The sequence below is a fragment of the Canibacter zhoujuaniae genome (genome assembly GCF_011752005.1).
GTDB classification, from domain to species: Bacteria; Actinomycetota; Actinomycetes; order Actinomycetales; family Microbacteriaceae; genus Canibacter; species Canibacter zhoujuaniae.
The window spans coordinates 808,359-824,049 of the sequence record NZ_JAAIJZ010000001.1 but is presented as its reverse complement, the minus strand read 5'-3'; the positions used below and the strand labels follow the sequence as shown (position 1 = coordinate 824,049).

13 protein-coding genes and 1 tRNA gene are annotated in these 15,691 nt (G+C 54.7%); 9 read left to right on the top strand and 5 right to left on the bottom strand.

Going from position 1 to position 15,691, the window contains the following annotated elements:
* Window positions 1-33 precede the first annotated feature (33 nt).
* Entirely contained in the window at window positions 34-966 is a 933-nt protein-coding gene (gene argF, locus HCR00_RS03815; RefSeq protein ID WP_166987102.1) for an ornithine carbamoyltransferase, read from the top strand.
* Window positions 963-2,393, top strand: coding sequence for an argininosuccinate lyase (gene argH, locus HCR00_RS03810; protein WP_166987106.1), 1,431 nt, complete (start codon window positions 963-965; stop codon window positions 2,391-2,393). Before argF ends, argH begins: the two co-directional genes overlap by 4 nt.
* Window positions 2,394-2,606: 213 nt before the next feature.
* Here argH and HCR00_RS03805 read toward each other — a convergent pair whose 3' ends face one another.
* Both HCR00_RS03805 and HCR00_RS03800 read right to left on the bottom strand, forming a co-directional pair.
* The gene (locus HCR00_RS03805; RefSeq protein ID WP_167142866.1) at window positions 2,607-4,694 is read right to left on the bottom strand and encodes a hypothetical protein; all 2,088 of its coding nucleotides are present in this window, start codon (window positions 4,692-4,694) and stop codon (window positions 2,607-2,609) included.
* Window positions 4,687-6,543 carry an HSP90 family protein gene (locus HCR00_RS03800; protein WP_167142863.1) on the bottom strand — a complete coding sequence of 619 codons (1,857 nt, stop codon included), beginning with the start codon at window positions 6,541-6,543 and terminating at the stop codon, window positions 4,687-4,689. Before HCR00_RS03800 ends, HCR00_RS03805 begins: the two co-directional genes overlap by 8 nt.
* A 100-nt stretch (window positions 6,544-6,643) precedes the next feature.
* Between HCR00_RS03800 and HCR00_RS03795 the strand changes: the two genes are divergently transcribed.
* The 3 genes from HCR00_RS03795 (at window position 6,644) to HCR00_RS03785 (ending at window position 8,727) form a co-directional block, all read left to right on the top strand.
* Window positions 6,644-6,716: transfer RNA gene (locus HCR00_RS03795), tRNA-Lys, on the top strand.
* Between the two features lie 167 nt (window positions 6,717-6,883).
* A complete protein-coding gene (locus tag HCR00_RS03790) occupies window positions 6,884-8,035 on the top strand; it encodes a class I SAM-dependent methyltransferase (RefSeq protein ID WP_167142860.1) in 1,152 nt (383 codons plus the stop codon).
* Between the two features lie 53 nt (window positions 8,036-8,088).
* Complete coding sequence (locus HCR00_RS03785; protein ID WP_166987119.1) at window positions 8,089-8,727, top strand: hypothetical protein; 639 nt, start codon at window positions 8,089-8,091, stop codon at window positions 8,725-8,727.
* A 152-nt stretch (window positions 8,728-8,879) separates the two neighbouring features.
* Here HCR00_RS03785 and HCR00_RS03780 read toward each other — a convergent pair whose 3' ends face one another.
* Together HCR00_RS03780 and HCR00_RS03775 are read right to left on the bottom strand one after the other, a co-directional pair.
* The gene (locus HCR00_RS03780) at window positions 8,880-9,836 is read right to left on the bottom strand and encodes an NUDIX hydrolase (protein ID WP_166987122.1); all 957 of its coding nucleotides are present in this window, start codon (window positions 9,834-9,836) and stop codon (window positions 8,880-8,882) included.
* Entirely contained in the window at window positions 9,833-11,944 is a 2,112-nt protein-coding gene (locus HCR00_RS03775; RefSeq protein WP_166987125.1) for an RNA degradosome polyphosphate kinase, read from the bottom strand. Before HCR00_RS03775 ends, HCR00_RS03780 begins: the two co-directional genes overlap by 4 nt.
* Window positions 11,945-12,000: 56 nt before the next feature.
* On the opposite strand from HCR00_RS03775, the gene HCR00_RS03770 reads away from it, so the two are divergent.
* The 3 genes from HCR00_RS03770 (at window position 12,001) to HCR00_RS03760 (ending at window position 14,401) form a co-directional block, all read left to right on the top strand.
* The gene (locus tag HCR00_RS03770; protein ID WP_166987129.1) at window positions 12,001-12,315 is read left to right on the top strand and encodes a hypothetical protein; all 315 of its coding nucleotides are present in this window, start codon (window positions 12,001-12,003) and stop codon (window positions 12,313-12,315) included.
* 146 nt (window positions 12,316-12,461) lie between these two features.
* A complete protein-coding gene (gene ygfZ / locus HCR00_RS03765; protein ID WP_166987131.1) occupies window positions 12,462-13,601 on the top strand; it encodes a CAF17-like 4Fe-4S cluster assembly/insertion protein YgfZ in 1,140 nt (379 codons plus the stop codon).
* Between the two features lie 56 nt (window positions 13,602-13,657).
* Window positions 13,658-14,401, top strand: coding sequence for a phosphoglyceromutase (locus HCR00_RS03760; protein WP_166987134.1), 744 nt, complete (start codon window positions 13,658-13,660; stop codon window positions 14,399-14,401).
* A gap of 81 nt (window positions 14,402-14,482) precedes the next feature.
* Here HCR00_RS03760 and HCR00_RS03755 read toward each other — a convergent pair whose 3' ends face one another.
* Window positions 14,483-14,971 (bottom strand): CarD family transcriptional regulator, encoded by a 489-nt coding sequence (locus HCR00_RS03755; protein WP_166987137.1) that lies wholly within the window; start codon window positions 14,969-14,971, stop codon window positions 14,483-14,485.
* A 159-nt stretch (window positions 14,972-15,130) separates the two neighbouring features.
* Here HCR00_RS03755 and HCR00_RS03750 point away from each other — a divergent pair, with 159 nt between their 5' ends.
* Window positions 15,131-15,625, top strand: coding sequence for a DNA modification methylase (locus tag HCR00_RS03750; RefSeq protein WP_166987140.1), 495 nt, complete (start codon window positions 15,131-15,133; stop codon window positions 15,623-15,625).
* Window positions 15,626-15,691: the final 66 nt, after the last annotated feature.

The window sequence follows — 15,691 nt, the reverse complement described above, 5'->3', positions numbered from 1 at the left end:
CGCCCCTAATTTCTACAGTATAAGGAGCGGTGGATGCGCCACTTTCTGCGAGATGATGACTTAACTCCTCGGGAACAGGCAGAAGTGCTGCGTCTTGCGCGGGAGCTAAAGGCTGATCCGTATGCGCGTAAACCGCTTAACGGGCCTGCCACAGTCGCAATAATATTTGATAAAACATCGACCCGGACGCGCGTGAGTTTTGCCGCCGGAGTGGCCTCCCTTGGCGGCTATCCGCTGATTATTAACCCTGGTGAGTCACAGCTTGGTGAAAAAGAGTCAATCACCGACACAGCAAAGATGATTTCGCGCATTGCGAAGCTGATTGTGTGGCGCACCGGCGCTCACGAACGTATCGTCGAGATGGCCGAGAATTCGCAGGTTCCTGTTATTAACTCGCTGACCGACGATTTTCATCCATGTCAAATTTTGGCTGATCTGTTAACCATTCAAGAGCACAAAGGCGCGCTCGCCGGTTTGACAGCTGCTTATATCGGTGACGCAGCCAATAACATGGGGCAGTCATATGCGCTGGGCTTTGCAACAGCTGGCATGCATGTGCGCCTTGCAAGCCCTGTTGAGTATCGGCCACGAGCAGACATTATTGCAGATGCTGAGCGCATTGCCGCGGGCACTGGCGGAAGCGTGACGGTGCTGAGCGATCCCGTTGCGGCTGTGAGAGACGCAGACGTTGTGATTACCGACACCTGGGTCTCGATGGGGCAGGAATCTGAAAAGCAGCAGCGTGTTGCAACCTTTGGCGCCTATCGGGTAACCCCAGAGCTGATGGCGCAAGCAGCGGATGATGCAATTTTTATGCACTGCCTGCCCGCATACCGTGAGTATGAGGTTGCCGCAGAGGTTATCGACGGTGCGCAGTCGGTTGTTTGGGATGAAGCAGAAAACCGATTGCACGCGCAAAAAGCCCTAATGTGTTGGCTCTTGGAGCAGAAAGAAGAACAGCAATGACAAACGCACCAAGAACCGGAAACCGTGCTGGTGAATCTGGCGCTCTGTGGGGTGGTCGTTTTAAGAGCGGGCCGGCCCCCGAACTGCAACGCCTGAGTAAATCAACACAGTTCGATTGGCAGCTCGCGCAGTATGACATTCGCGGCTCTAAGGCGCACGCTGTTGCGCTGCACGACGGTGGTTACCTCACAGCCACAGAACTGCAGGGCATGCACAGCGCGCTAGATGAACTGGCGCGACGTGTTGCTGCGGGGGAGTTTCTGCCCGCTGCAGATGATGAAGACGTGCATTCGGCGCTTGAACGCGGCCTGGTAGAAATTGCTGGTCGTGAGCTTGGCGGAAAACTGCGCGCGGGCCGCAGCCGGAACGATCAAATCGCAACGCTTGTGCGGATGTATATGCTCGATGCGGCCGACTCAATCCGCACCCTGCTGGGCGATTTGATACAGGCACTCTACGACCAGGCTGTGGCACACCCAGACGCAATTTTGCCGGGGCGCACACACCTGCAGTCTGCGCAGCCGGTGCTGTTGGCTCATCAGCTGGCTGCGCACGCTTGGCCGTTGCTGCGCGATATCGAGCGGCTGGCGGATTGGAGCAAGCGTGCTGTGCGCTCACCGTACGGTGGCGGCGCGCTCGCCGGATCTTCACTGGGGCTCGATCCGCGCTTAGTTGCCGCAGAATTGGGCATGGGCGAGCCGCTTGAAAACTCTATTGATGGCACCGCTGCCCGTGATGTGGTCGCTGAGTTTGCTTTTGTGCTGGCCATGATCGGCATTGATCTGTCGCGTCTGAGCGAAGAAATCATTGTTTGGAATACGGCGGAGTTTAATTTTATTAAGCTGCATGATGGTTATTCGACCGGGTCGTCGATTATGCCGCAGAAGAAAAACCCCGATATTGCTGAGCTGGCGCGCGGTAAATCAGGGCGTTTAATTGGCAACCTAACAGGTCTTTTGGCCACTCTGAAAGCGCTGCCATTGGCGTATAACCGCGATTTGCAGGAAGACAAGGAACCAATTTTTGACTCTGTCGCGCAGCTGCAGCTGCTTTTGCCGGCGTTTACCGGAATGGTAGCAACCGCAAGCTTTAACACTGAGCGCATGGCTGAGGTGGCTCCGCGCGGCTACTCGCTCGCAACTGATGTTGCGGAGTGGCTTGTAAAACAGGGGGTTGCCTTCCGTGACGCACATGAAATTTCTGGGGAGCTTGTGGCGTTTTGTGAAGAGCGTGAAATGCAGCTACACGAGCCGAGCGACGTAGAACTCGCTCAGATTAGTGCGCATTTAACCCCAGCTGTGCGTGAAGTTTTGACCATCGCGGGGTCTGTCAACAGTCGCACTGGTGTTGGTGGCACGGCCACAGAGCGTGTGCGAGAACAGCTTGCGCAGCTGGCCGATCGCTTAGAAGAGTTAAAACGAGTCTGATTTTGAGCGGAACAGAAACCGAAATTTATTCGATTATTCGTGTTTTTCTCCTGACCACAAGATAAATTAAACAAAAATATAAAACTTAATGATATTATTTATCACATGAGTCGGTTACGTCGGGGGGTGTGGCCGACTCATTCTTATAGCCCTTATATTGGCGTGGTTTCCGACCGCTTAAAAGCAGGTTTTTGATTTTAGGGTGCCGCGATATTAAAACTGACGCAGTATCTCTTGAGCCGCGCTGAACTCGCCAAGCTCTGTTAATAATTCTGCCGCCTCAGCGCGCAGTTTGAGCTCAAATTCCTGGTAGACGCCATCGTGCAGCAGCTCGGTTAGGATCGTTACCGCACGCTGTTTTTCGCCCAATACTTTCCAAGCGGTTGCTATACGGTAGCGCCCTAACTTCATCGTCTCATTTAGTTCCCGCCCGAGATACTGTGCAAATTCTATATTGGGAGATGCAGCCAGCGCAGCGGCCAGCTCAGCAGAGGTGTTGGAATAGGTTACTTCTGTATGCTGCAGGGTTTGCAGCGCAGCTTTAAGCCCTGTGTCAGAGTCTATGTTTTGCAGACCCCCCGCTAATTTAGCCAGCTCAGAAAAGAACTCTGCCACTGTGCCACATGCGCTAAAAGCAATCCGTGCGAGTTGCAGTTCATGCAAATCGATGCTTTGTTTACTTAATGCTGCAGTTTGCTGCGCTAGCGAGTCTGCCTCAAATGAGCACAGCTGCGCGAAGCTCACAATATATTTTTCCAACTGGGACCAATGCGCAGCCGACTGCAAGTCGGTGAGGGCGTTAATCCAAAACTCGAAAAGCATTAGCAGCCTGAGCAGATCATCTGGCAGATGCTCGAGCACTAGATGAGAGTATGCGAGCTCGAAAGCGGTTACAGCGCTCACACTATCGCGCGCCCTAATAAACCAAAGACCGCCTTCGGTAAAAGATTTTGCTGCCAGCTCTTGGTCGACCGCAGTCAACCTGCCACCCAAACTGACGTACATATCAGCGATGGTGGCTGCTTTAGCAGCGCTAAACTCATGCGACTCGTCGATGAGGGAAGCAATTTTTTGAAACTCTGCGGCAACATCAATTTGTTCTGCGGCGGGAGCCAACCTATCAGAAACAGTGTTAGTTTCTGGCGCAGCTGTCTGTTTTCGCTCTAACAGCAATTGCGCTAGCGTCTCAGACATTGCGTCTTCACTTGCGAGTGGCTCTGGCAGAGGCGTTGCAGAAAGAGTTGCGCTAAGCGCATTAGCAAGGTGCCGTTGATTGCCATCGTTGCCTGCCCGGCTGTCAAAACGTTCGGCCATCTCTTGTGTCACTGTTTTGAGGTGCGAGTGCAGATCGCCAAGGGTTTTAGCGAAGTGGGGTGTCGCAAGCCCGGTTTCTGTGTTCGGGTCTGTGCCCCCGTTCATAAGCGCTGAAATGCCAGCGAGCAGACCTAAGTGAAAGCGCAGCGATCCGAAAGTAGTCTGTGCGGTTTCTAAATGCTCGGCATCGTGTTTCTTGAGCTGAGATAGCAGCTCATTGAGCGCGCCGCCACGCCCCAGTGCCTCAAGCACAGCGCCGCGCGCACCCGTAAACCCCTCTGCTGATAGAGACGTTTTAAGGCCGGCATTAGCGAGACGATAGCAGCGTGCTGCAGCAGTAGGGTCGCCCTGCATCAAATATGCAAGGGTTAGTAAATGGTTGGTTAGGGTCGGCTCGATATTACACTCATTATTTTGCCGCTCACCAACTGCGACAGCCCGTGCCCAGTCGCCCTGCGAGACACGGTAATCAACCTCCGCACCAATCACACAAGCCGGGCAATCATCGAACTCGTCCGGTGGGGTAGAGCGCCAAATACTGAGCGCGCTCGCCGCAGCCGGATCATTGAGATTGCTTAAGTAGTGGAATCGCGCCGCACGTGGAGCGCACAGTCCCTTGCCTGCAACCTGATAGCGACGCTCCATATCGTCGAGAAAAGCCTCAGCTTGGGCACGGCTAATGTTTGGGAAGAGGGTTAGACTGCCGGCGATCCACTTAAACTCCCAGAAAAGCCCAAACTCGTCTTCAGCATCGAATAACTCCGGGCGGGTATCCCAGAGCTGTAAAACTTTTACAAAAGTGGTTAGCGCCCGTTTTGAATCACCGCCGAAGTCGTAAGCTTCCACCAGGCGCAGCAGCGCATTCGGCAGCTCATGCTCTGGCCCCTCCCGTTCGATCTCGCGCACAATTTCTGCGGTCTGCTGGGTGCGAGCTGATCCGTAGGGCATATTGGCGAGTGCGGCAAGCCGCATAAGTGAACTAGCCATTGCTGTCCCTGCCTTGTGAGCTGCTGAGTGCGTGCTGCAGCAGTGTTTCGAGAGCGTGAGATAGATCCGCGCTCTCACCGCTGCTCAACCCCTCGCCTGCGAGTGCTAAAGCTGAGCTGTAGAGGGCGACAACACCCGCATCAAAAACTTCACCGTGTTTGGCAGCTAGTAGCGTTTGCACAACTTCGGCGCTGTCGTTGAGCACGAGTGTGCGGCTCTTAGCTTCTCCCGTCTCAATGAAAGCGTCAAGGAGGCCACCCCAGAGATCCGGGGTAGACTCTCTAACTTCACTCAACTCATGCTGAAACTCTGCGTCTGCATCGCGTAACAGCATGGCGGGTATGCTCTCTGGCTCAAATCTGCGCAGCAGGACGTCACAGTCTACCTGCCCAAGCAGTGTGCGAGCTTTTGCAATTGCGTCGCCTGTTGCCATCTCGCGCTCAAGGCTGGGCTCGGTTAGCGCCTGAGTGAGATCAGCGCTTTCAAGCTCGCGCACACTCCACTGTAGATCGCTTTTTAACTTTGCAATTAGGTCGGCGTCATAGGCGTAGCCGCCGTTTACCACGGTGATGCCGGCCGCCCGTGCGACAGGGGAAAGACGGCGAAAAGCTGGCACAGTGGTGGTGTAGAGTAGCTCCCCGGAGGCAACAGCCTGCCGCAGGGTGAGAGCTCCGTCCGTGGTTTCATAGGGCACGGTGTCGGCTACCACCTCGAGCATGTCGCTGTCTTGCACCGCAACTGCGCGCAGCGCTAGATGATGTGTCTGGAGAAATTCGGATCCGTAAAATCCGTCTGCTGCCACATGATTGCGGATCCAATCTTTTAACTGCTGCCCAAGCACCTCGCGGGCGATCAGCAGCGTTTCATCCTCATGCAGCTGTTCACGACTAGCGGTTGGTTTCAAGCTATCAGTATCTATCACCGCTCGTACAAAGAACGCCCAATCGGGCAGCACATTATCTAAGCGATTGCTGAGCAGCATGCGCTTGAGATACACACGATGCTGCCCAGAGCCCGGTGCAACCTGCTGGGGCAGCACGTATGCAACTCCAGTTATACCAAGTGCGGGCACATTCAAATCTATGATGTGCATCGGTTTAAAACCGAACAGCTCTTTACCGAACTGCATTAGAGCCTGCGTGCGAGATGCTTGATCAGAGTAGGTTTCCATCCAGGGCAGGTAGCGGCGGTTAATGATGCCTTCGCCAACAAGCTCTATCGGAAGCGGCAGCAGATCGCCGTAATTGAGCGCGAGCTCTTTGACCGTGCTGCGTTCTAGCCAGTGCAGGGTATCGCTTTTCGCAACAAGCTGCACCGCTGTGCCACCAGCGCGGATAATTTCTGGGAGTGTGCTTGAATCAGTTTCGCGCACCACAAAGGTGCCGTCGGCTCTGCCCACCCATTCAGTTGGGGGAGGGAGCGTGCCGTCAGGCGCTGTGACGCGAGATTGGGTCAGCACTCTGATCTCGTCAGCGACCATAAACGCGGCGAGCATGCCAATTCCGAACTGGCCAAGAAATTCAGCGCGCCCCTCACCCAATTCGCTGTCGCGTTTTGAAGACCGGCCAATCGTGGACAGCAGTTCACGCGCCTGAGCTGTTGTTAGACCCACCCCCGTGTCGCAGATCTGGAGGGTGTTATTGCCGGCAGCTGTGCTGTTACAAGAAAGTTGAATCAGTTGCGGGGTTTTAGGGTTGAGAGCCACGGCAGCGGTGAGCGCATCTACTGCGTTTTGTAGCAGCTCCCGCAGATAGACCTGCGGGCCGGAATAAAGATTTTTAGAGAGCAGATTTACGACACCTGAGAGGTCGACCTGGAATCTTTCGCTACCGCTGTCTTTTAAACCCACCTTTTAAGACTAGGCAATCGAGTCGACACCCGCTACTTTGACTCACTCACAGACGAAAGTGTGCGCTCTGGTTCTTTTTCAGCTAAACTAAACAGCTGGAGGGCCTCTAGCTCAGTTGGTAGAGCATCGGACTTTTAATCCGCGGGTCGCCGGTTCGAGCCCGGCGGGGCCTACAAAATAGTGGTTAATCAGGGTTTTTGTTTTCCTGTGTGAGCAGTAAGCCCGGTTGACTGCAATATCGGCACATAAGGTGGGGCTTTCGAGCCTCGGCTTTAAGTCTCCAACGGTATCGTTGAAGACTTACCGGACTGTTTATTCCAGTTATTCCAGAGATGAGCCCATGACCTGTGATTTAGACCGCATCAGCGCACTCGATCGCCGTATCATTGCTGACGCGCAAAGTTTGCTGCTCGCGCACTCGGCAGCAGATATCCTGGTGCTGAACGACCCTACCGGGGCACTCACCGATTGGGCGACCCGCGCAACAGCGGGCAGAGTGTTTGTTCGGGAGGTTAGCTATGCTGCGGCGCGCACATTACGCATAAAGCACCCACATATTTTCATTTCCGGGCTAACCGTTAACGGAGCTGCAGACTACAGCACGATGGCGCTGGACGATTTTCTTCGAGCACATGGCTTTACCGGCTCGTTAGCTTTGGGACGGCTCCCAAAAACTCACAGTGCCCTCGCCGAGTTGGCGCGCGAATTTTCCGAATATCAAACAGATCGCGGCTCTCAAGCTGAGCTGTTGCTTGGTGGCAACACAAAGCATATGGTCAAAACCTTTAATGACACCATTGCAAAAAGCTTTGCGCAAGTGCGAGGATTGCGCGGTAAGGGCAAACATCGCTGCGTGCTCGCGTCAGATCCGCGGGCAGCTTCCGACAGCACCCGCAGTGCGTCTTATCATTCAAACGACGCCGTAAACGCAGGCACTTTTGAGGGTGCAGATACGAATCAGCTCGCTGCCTTTGGAGGAGTTTTCTCTGGTGGCAAACCAGATCAGGGAGGCGCTCTGCTCGCTGCTGCCGCTGTTAACTGGCTTGAGAAACATGCGGCAAAGCAGCAGACAGTTTTAGATCTGGGGTGCGGTAACGGATCCGTGAGTGTTGAGATTATGGGTCGCGTTTCAGATCTAGTGCGCAAGTTAACTGCAACTGATATTGATATGGACGCGGTGCGCAGCACGCGGGTAAACCTGGCGTCTGTAGGCAACGCAGAAGTGCTGTGGGATGATGCGGCGAGTGGTCTCCCCGCTAATTCCGTGGATCTTCTGCTCCTAAACCCGCCGTTTCATAGCGGGCACGAAATCGATATGACTCTCGTAAAGCCGCTACTGCACGCAGCGAAGCGAGTGTTAAAACCGGGTGGCACTATGTTGCTTGTGCATAATTCTCACGCGCGCTACCGAAAACAGGTTGCTGCTCTTTTTTCTGGTGTGATGCAGCTGCAGCGGAACCGCACTTATACCCTCTTACAGGCTGATCCTTAACACCTGATTGCTGCTGACCAAGGCAGCGGTGCTGTTTACTCTATGCTGGTGGAGTGCCTCGTGAGTTTGATCGTCCAGTGAAATTGGCAGCGACGGTGTTTGACAATATGCCCGGCGGGACTGATCCGGCGTTACAGCAGGAACTCGCTGAGCGCACTGCTTGGGCACTTCTGGGCCGTGTTCGTGATGCGGAGCGCGCGGGCGATCGGGAAGGTATCGAGCGCGTAATCGCACACGCTGCAGACAACGGCGTAGACGATATTGCTGAGCTTTGGTCACATGCGCACAGCCGATCACTTGCGGGTGTGCTCTGGCGCCTCTACCTGGTGCGCGCCGCGATTGGCTCAAAACTTGGGTTTGTAACCACACTCTATCGCCTTGCGGTTGACACCGAGCTCAGCGTAAATCCTGCCGTTGTGGGCATATCTGATCCGGCAACACCTGAGGAAATAGAACACCTTGCTGATGAGATATTGCGAGGAGTTTTTGTCGGTGATTTCGCTGCTGCGTTAGAACGAGCCGCCGCTTACTGTAGGGTGATAGCGCTCGGATCAGCTTTACACGCTGAAGAGAGAGCCGAATTTAACGCCGACGAGGCCCGCGACCTAACCGCTCGGGGGCTTAGATACTCCATCTTTGGTGATGACTTCCAAGCCGCGGCTACTGCCTGGCGACAGGGACAGCTCGATTAAGGTGTTTCTCTGCTTTCTACGCTACGATTAACTTGCTAGGTCGTTGCTAACCCCGGGCTCCAACTTTCGCCGCTGCGAGCGGCCTTTCGCCGAGAGGCGTTGCACGGCCTAGCTTTTCGTATCAGCGGTCACCGAGTCTTATCTGCTGCAGGCTATTTAACCCGCAAGGGGTAGCTTTCAATGTTGACAAGCCGAGGATTTTTTGTGCGGCGCGTGATGTGAAAAACAGTAAATCCGGCAGGCGGCAGCGCAGTCACCTCATCGAGATAGGATCCGGTTGGGGCTTTACAGCTAAAAGCTATCTCTCTTGCAATATCGGGTAGCACTGGACGATGTGAGCAGAGCAGCACGCTCCCACGCGCTTTTAGCGTTTCGGCAACTAAATCTCGCATACCGCTTAGGTCTCCCGCATCCCAACTGTCTTGACTGATCGCGGGGGTTATAGCTAGCGGGATTTTGCAGTTCTTTGCAGAAGCAGCAGCCGTTGCAACACAGCGGTTAGCGTCTGATGAGATGACGCGTTTAGGCGCGAAAGCCTGCAGGGATGGGGTGATCGTTAGCGCCTGATCCCTGCCAAGTGCGGTGAGGGGGCGCAGATGATCTATTGGGTGCAGAGCGCCACGCGGCTCAGCCTGTGCGTGACGCAAAAGAATAAGCGCGAAGGTGTCTTGCACACCGTGCGTCACCATGTCTTGAAAAATCTGTAACAGTTCCCTGTCGCGTTGATAACTCAACTGGCTCATCGCTTCGTCTAACGGGGCCCATTTGAGATCAGCAATCTCACTATTGGGCTTAAATTTTTGTGCCTGCAGGCGACTTTTTGTGGCCTTAGCCGCCCAATATGCAACAACCTTTGGTGTGCCGTCTTTGAGCTTGTAATTTATGGTGCCGATATTGGCGCCCAGTTTTAGTTTTAAACCGGTTTCCTCATGTGTCTCCCGCACCGCAGCCTGCGGGAGGCTCTCACCCTTATCTAGCTTCCCCTTCGGGAAGGCCCAGTCTTTATATTTTTGCCGGTAGACAAGCAGCACCTCTATCTCTTTTTTGCCCCGCTTGTCGCGCATAAGGCGCCACGGTATCGTGCCAGCAGCGTAAATTGTTTTGGTCATCGACGCCTCTTTGCCCTCGCAACCGCACGGTTGGTCATAACAAGATCCTGCAGGTCGGGCAGCCGGTTGCCCTCTTCGTCAGAGGTGATGCGCTCCCAAGTGTCGTCAGGGCCGAGTTGCCAGATGATAACCCCCTCCGTGAAGGCGTATGCAAAGAAGGTGTCGATGCGCTGCTTGTGCTCTTCAGAGTCGATTCGCACAAGCACCTCAATGCGACGATCGAGGTTGCGGTGCATAAGATCTGCTGAACCGATAAACAGTTCACGATCCGCCCCCTCACCGAAAGAAAAGATGCGTGAGTGTTCGAGATAGCGGCCGAGCACTGAGCGCACTCTGATATTTTCGCTTAAGTCTTTAACTCCGGCGCGAATAGAGCAGATACCCCGCACCCAAATATCGATCTGCACACCCGCTTGGCTCGCAGCGTACAGTGCGTCGATAAGCTCTTCATCGACCATCGAGTTGCATTTGATGCGAATACTAGCTGGCTCTCCCGCCAGGGCGTTTTCAGTTTGCTTCTGAATCCGAGCAAGCAAACCCGAGCGTAGCTGCAGCGGGGCAACGAGCAGACGATCGTACTGCTTCTCGATTGCGTAGCCGCTAAGCACATTAAACAGCCGGGTAACGTCTTTGCCGACTTCGGGAGAGGATGTAAACAGCCCGAAATCTTCATAGATGCGGCTGGTGCGCGGATTGTAGTTGCCGGTGCCGATGTGGCAGTAGTGGACGAGCCCGTGCGCCTCCTGGCGGATAACGTGCACAAGCTTACAGTGCGTTTTTAGCCCAGCAAGACCGTAAACAACGTGCACACCAGCCTGTTCTAGTTTGCGCGCCCAACTAATGTTCGCGGCCTCATCGAAACGCGCCTTCACCTCAACAAGTGCGAGCACCTGCTTGCCGGCTTCAGCGGCGCGAATCAGCGCGGCCACAATTGGGCTATCGCCCGAAGTGCGATAGAGCGTTTGTTTAATTGCGAGCACGTTCGGATCGGCAGCCGCCTGCTCAATAAAGCTTTGCACAGTGGTTGCGAACGACTCGTACGGGTGGTGCACCAGCAACTCACGACGGGCTATCGCGCTGAAAATATCAACCGATTCGTTACCGTTAGTGGGCGCAAATTCTGAGCTGGTGACAGGAATATGGGGCGTGAATTTGAGGTCGGGGCGGGCGATCTGCGTCAGCGAGAAAAGCCCGCTGAGATCAAGCGGAGAGGGGAGAGCGAAAATCTGGCTGTCATGAATATCCAGTTCATCCCGCAGCAGCTCGCGCGTATCATCGTCCATATCATCGGTAATCTCAAGCCGAATCGGTGGGCCGAAGCGCCTGCGCAGAAGCTCTTTTTCGAGCGCCTGAATTAGATCCTCTGTTTCGTCTTCTTCAATCACCATATCTTCGTTGCGGGTGACACGGAAAACATGGTGATCGATAACCTCCATGCCGGGGAAGAGACCATCAAGCTGATTGGCGATTAACTCTTCAAGCGCAAGATATCGCACGTTGTCGACCGACTCACGACTGTCAACACGAATGTAGCGCGGCATCATCTGCGGCACCTTTAGGCGTGCGAATTCTATTTTGTCGGTTTTCGGGTTGCGGACGCGGATCGAAAGGTTTAGTGAGCGCCCCGCAATATACGGGAACGGGTGCATTGGGTCTACGGCGAGCGGCATTAGAATCGGGAAAATATTCTCGTCGTAGTAGTTTTTTAGAACTTTTTTGTCAGCCTTATCAAGCTCTTGCCAGCGCACGATTCTGACGCCGCTTTCAGCCATCGCCGGTAGCACTTGCTGGTTAAAGCAGGCAGTGTGACGCTCCTGTAGCTCGTGCGCGGTTTGCAGCACCTGATTGAGCAGCGCGGTTGGGGCAAGACCGACGTTGGTGGGCACCGCGAGCCCTGTCACAATGCGCCGTTTCAAGCCGGCGACGCGCACCATAAAAAACTCATCTAGGTTGGAGGCAAAAATAGCCAGAAAATTTGCGCGCTCTAGCACCGGCAGTGCGGTGTCTTCGGCCATTTCGAGGACACGCTTATTAAAGGCAAGCCAGCTGAGTTCACGATCTATATAGCGGGCTGGGGTGGCTGCTGTGAGTTCGACGCTGTTGCTCATAAATTTATTCTCGCAGGTTTTTGGGATCAACCCTTGGCTCGTGTCAGAATAAGGGTATGAGTCTGCCTGCCGGTGCTGTGAATAACGGTGCAAAACCGCGTCGCTCTAAACTCACCCAAAAATGGAGTATCGCTGCCGTCTGGGCTGCGGCGCTCCTGGTCGGGGCGGCAACTGCGATGAGCGGTGGTGCTGTGCAGCAACAGTCTGGTTGGTCTGTTTTTATAATTGGCGCTGTTGTGTTGCTAACCTTTCTCTTGCAGTTGATGACGGCCGAGCGCGAAGGGTTTATTGTGCGCACTGCGCTGAGCATCTCAGGAGCTTTGGCGATACTTTTCGTGATCAACGTGCTCTTCTGGGTGCAAGCAGGGTAGCTAAAGAGATAAACTAGAGACATGGATAGCGTTGTAGCATTTGAGATTTTCTTCCTCGCACTCTTAGGTCTTTGTACGCTTGCAATTGGCGGCACCTCAGCCGCAGTTTTGTACAACCTCTTTAAGGGTCAGCGCTAGAGCTTAGCGTGCTCTTTGCGAAATTACCTGGCGCGGTGCTAACGCCCGCTGGGGATGCCGTGCAACACTTCGGATCCCCGCTGCGCGAGGCGCGAAACTTTGACTCCGGGCGGGCGGTAGTTAGCCTTTCAAACTTCGGGGTGCTTGAGGTGACCGGCGCAGACACTTTGCGGTGGTTGCACTCTCTCACATCTCAACACCTGCTGGATCTGCAACCGGGTCAGGCGGCAGAAACTCTGCTACTCGATCCGAACGGTAAAATCGAGCAGCAGTTTAGCGTGCTGGCGACAGCAGACGGCGCTCTGCTTGTAACAGAAAATTCTTACATCGAGCGGTTGCACGAATTTCTTGAGCGGATGCGTTTTACGCTGCGGGTTGCGGTCGCAAACGTGTCGCGCGATTGGCTCGTGTGCGCGGTAACAACTCCGCCGGATGCGACTCTCGAAACGCTTAACACTGCATCGCAGGCTGCCGAGGCGATCTGTGCTGCTGCGCCTGCGGCACTGCCACTGTTTGACCCCTGGTCGTGGCGACCGGAGGGGGGAGTGCAGTATGCAGCAGGAAAGCACCCAGCTGCAGTAAACAACGGTGTTGTGAAGCTGCTTGTGCCTGCGCAGGCCGCTTGCGCACTTGAAGATTTGGTGCGCAAAGGTAGTTTGAAAGCTGCCGGCATAAACGCCTTAGACACCGTTGAGGTTGCGTTATGGCGGCCGGCTCTTGCAGAATTTGATGATCGTGCACTACCGCATGAATTCGATCTGCTGCGCAGCTCAGTGCACCTAAACAAGGGTTGCTATCGCGGGCAGGAAACAGTTGCGAAGGTGCACAACCTCGGGCATCCGCCACGCCGCTTAGTTGCTGTGCACATTGACGGCTCGGGCGGGGAGCTGCCGAGCGTGGGAAGTCGAATATATGTTGAGGGCGCTGAAAAGCCAATAGGCCGCATAACCCGTGCGGTGCTGCACTATGAACTAGGCCCAATCGCACTCGCATTGGTGAAACGTGCCGCCCCTGAAACCGGGCAGTTTTGGGTGGAACTCAGCCACGGCGGGCGTCTTGCGGCTACGCTGGAGACTATCGTCCCGCCAGATGCGGGAGCGGTCAACGCGCTAACGCCTGAACAGCGACGTGCCTTTCGCGGTGTTTAAGCAGTAAAGCCTGGGTTTGCGCGGATCCGCAAGAATTAAAAAATGGAGGAGAAACTGTGAGCAACAAACTTATCCTGCTACGTCACGGACAGAGCGAATGGAATGAGAAAAACCTATTTACGGGTTGGGTTGATGTGCGCCTCACCGAGAAAGGGCGTGCTGAGGCTGCCAAAGCGGGTCAGCTTCTGCGCGAACACGGGGTGCTGCCAGATGTTTTGCACACATCGCTGCTGAGCCGCGCGATCCAAACCTCAAACTTAGCGCTTGAAGCCGCTGATCGACTGTGGATTCCTGTGCGTCGCAGCTGGCGCTTGAATGAGCGTCACTACGGTGCACTGCAGGGCAAAGATAAAGCTGCAACCCTCGCCGAGTTTGGTGAGGAGCAGTTTATGCAGTGGCGCCGCAGCTTTGACACCCCACCTCCGGCGCTGGCTGACGACTCTGAATTTTCACAGGCGGCGGATCCGCGCTACGCCGAGATTGACGGCGCAGCACCGCGCACCGAATGCTTGAAAGATGTAGTCGAGCGTCTGGTGCCGTACTGGGAGGGTGAGATTTTGCCGGATCTGAAGGCGGGCAAAACTGTGCTTGTGACCGCGCACGGCAATTCACTGCGCGCTCTCGTGAAGCACCTTGAAGGAATTAGCGACGCTGAAATTGCTGAGCTGAATATTCCAACAGGAATGCCTCTGGTCTACGAAATCAACGACGATGGCACCGCTAATGGCAAGGGTGAGTATCTCGATCCGGAAGCAGCCGCAGCAGGGGCAGCCGCTGTGGCCGCGCAGGGTAAAAAGTAGCCAGGAGTAAGCGTAAGTAAATACGTAAAAAGCGCGGGCGGTCAGTCGGTGATCACCCGCGCTTTAGTGTTTATTAAAAAATTATGCTGTCTCTTCGAGGACTTTATCGATTAGCGCGGCGGCGTGATCGTCGTCACTCTTTTCTGCCAGAGCAACCTCTGAGGTGAGGATCTGCCGTGCCTTTGCCAGCATCCGTTTTTCACCGGCGGAAAGGCCGCGATCCTGTTCGCGACGCCACAAATCACGCACAACCTCAGACACCTTAATAACGTCACCGGAGGCGAGTTTTTCAAGATTTGCCTTGTATCGCCTGGACCAGTTTGAAGGTTCTTCTGTGAATGGGGCGCGTAACACGTCAAACACCCGCTGCAAACCTTCTTCGTCAATCACGTCACGCACGCCAACCATTTCGCAGTTCTCGGCAGGAACTTCAATGGTGAGGTCGCTCTGATTGACTTCTAGCTTCAAATACAGCTTTTCTTCGCCGTCAATCTCGCGCTGGGTAACCTCAACAATTGTTGCTGCGCCGTGATGCGGGTAAACAACGGTTTCGCCAACTACAAACTGCATCTAGAAGGGGCTCCTTTTCAGTCGAACTTTAAGAATAACACAAATAGACACGCCGATATAAGGATTTGGCCTGGCTGTGGGGGCGCTGGAATTTCGGTATGATGGAGGAAACTTTAAGCTTTTATTCAGCCCCAATCTGAAATGACCCGGAGGTCGTCTGTGAAGACCAGCATCGTAAAGTCACTTGGTACTGCGGCAGTGGCATGTGTGGCCCTAACCGGTTGCTCATTGGTAGCACCGGTTGCAACTCAGATGTCATACAACGCGAGTGACGGTGTGAGCGTCGCGGCTGATTCAGTTAATGTGCGCAACCTGCTGCTCGTCGGTGACGAGAAGGGCGTTTTTAACGTTGTTTTCACCGCTGTTAACAATGCAGACAGCTCAGCTCTGATCCATTTCGACTTCCTCTCAACTGATGGCGCTACCGCTCATGCCCACTTCATGGTGGAGCCAGGCACCACCCGCACCGGTAATCTTGCCGAGGGTGACCCTGTCGAGGTGGTAGAGCTCCCGGGCCAGGCCATCGGTTCAACCGTGCAGGCTGTGGTTACCGTTAACGGCGTAGAGACAGAGCTGTCTGTTCCTGTGCTCGACGGCACGCTGCCAGAGTATAAGCCTTACATTGTGACCGCTGAGGAAGCCGCGAAGCACTAGCGAAAAACAGACAGATTCCGGTATTAGGAATAGTCGTATCGCTGCCGCTAGGTTTACGAGCTGCTG

What these genes read in the sequence shown, in the direction of transcription:
- HCR00_RS03770 (WP_166987129.1), top strand. Translation starts at nt 12,001, where the DNA reads ATGAGTCTGCCTGCCGGTGCTGTGAATAACGGTGCAAAACCGCGTCGC.
- HCR00_RS03755 (WP_166987137.1), bottom strand. Translation starts at nt 14,971, where the DNA reads ATGCAGTTTGTAGTTGGCGAAACCGTTGTTTACCCGCATCACGGCGCA.
- HCR00_RS03805 (WP_167142866.1), bottom strand. Translation starts at nt 4,694, where the DNA reads ATGGCTAGTTCACTTATGCGGCTTGCCGCACTCGCCAATATGCCCTAC.
- argF (WP_166987102.1), top strand. Translation starts at nt 34, where the DNA reads ATGCGCCACTTTCTGCGAGATGATGACTTAACTCCTCGGGAACAGGCA.
- HCR00_RS03775 (WP_166987125.1), bottom strand. Translation starts at nt 11,944, where the DNA reads ATGAGCAACAGCGTCGAACTCACAGCAGCCACCCCAGCCCGCTATATA.
- argH (WP_166987106.1), top strand. Translation starts at nt 963, where the DNA reads ATGACAAACGCACCAAGAACCGGAAACCGTGCTGGTGAATCTGGCGCT.
- HCR00_RS03790 (WP_167142860.1), top strand. Translation starts at nt 6,884, where the DNA reads ATGACCTGTGATTTAGACCGCATCAGCGCACTCGATCGCCGTATCATT.
- HCR00_RS03780 (WP_166987122.1), bottom strand. Translation starts at nt 9,836, where the DNA reads ATGACCAAAACAATTTACGCTGCTGGCACGATACCGTGGCGCCTTATG.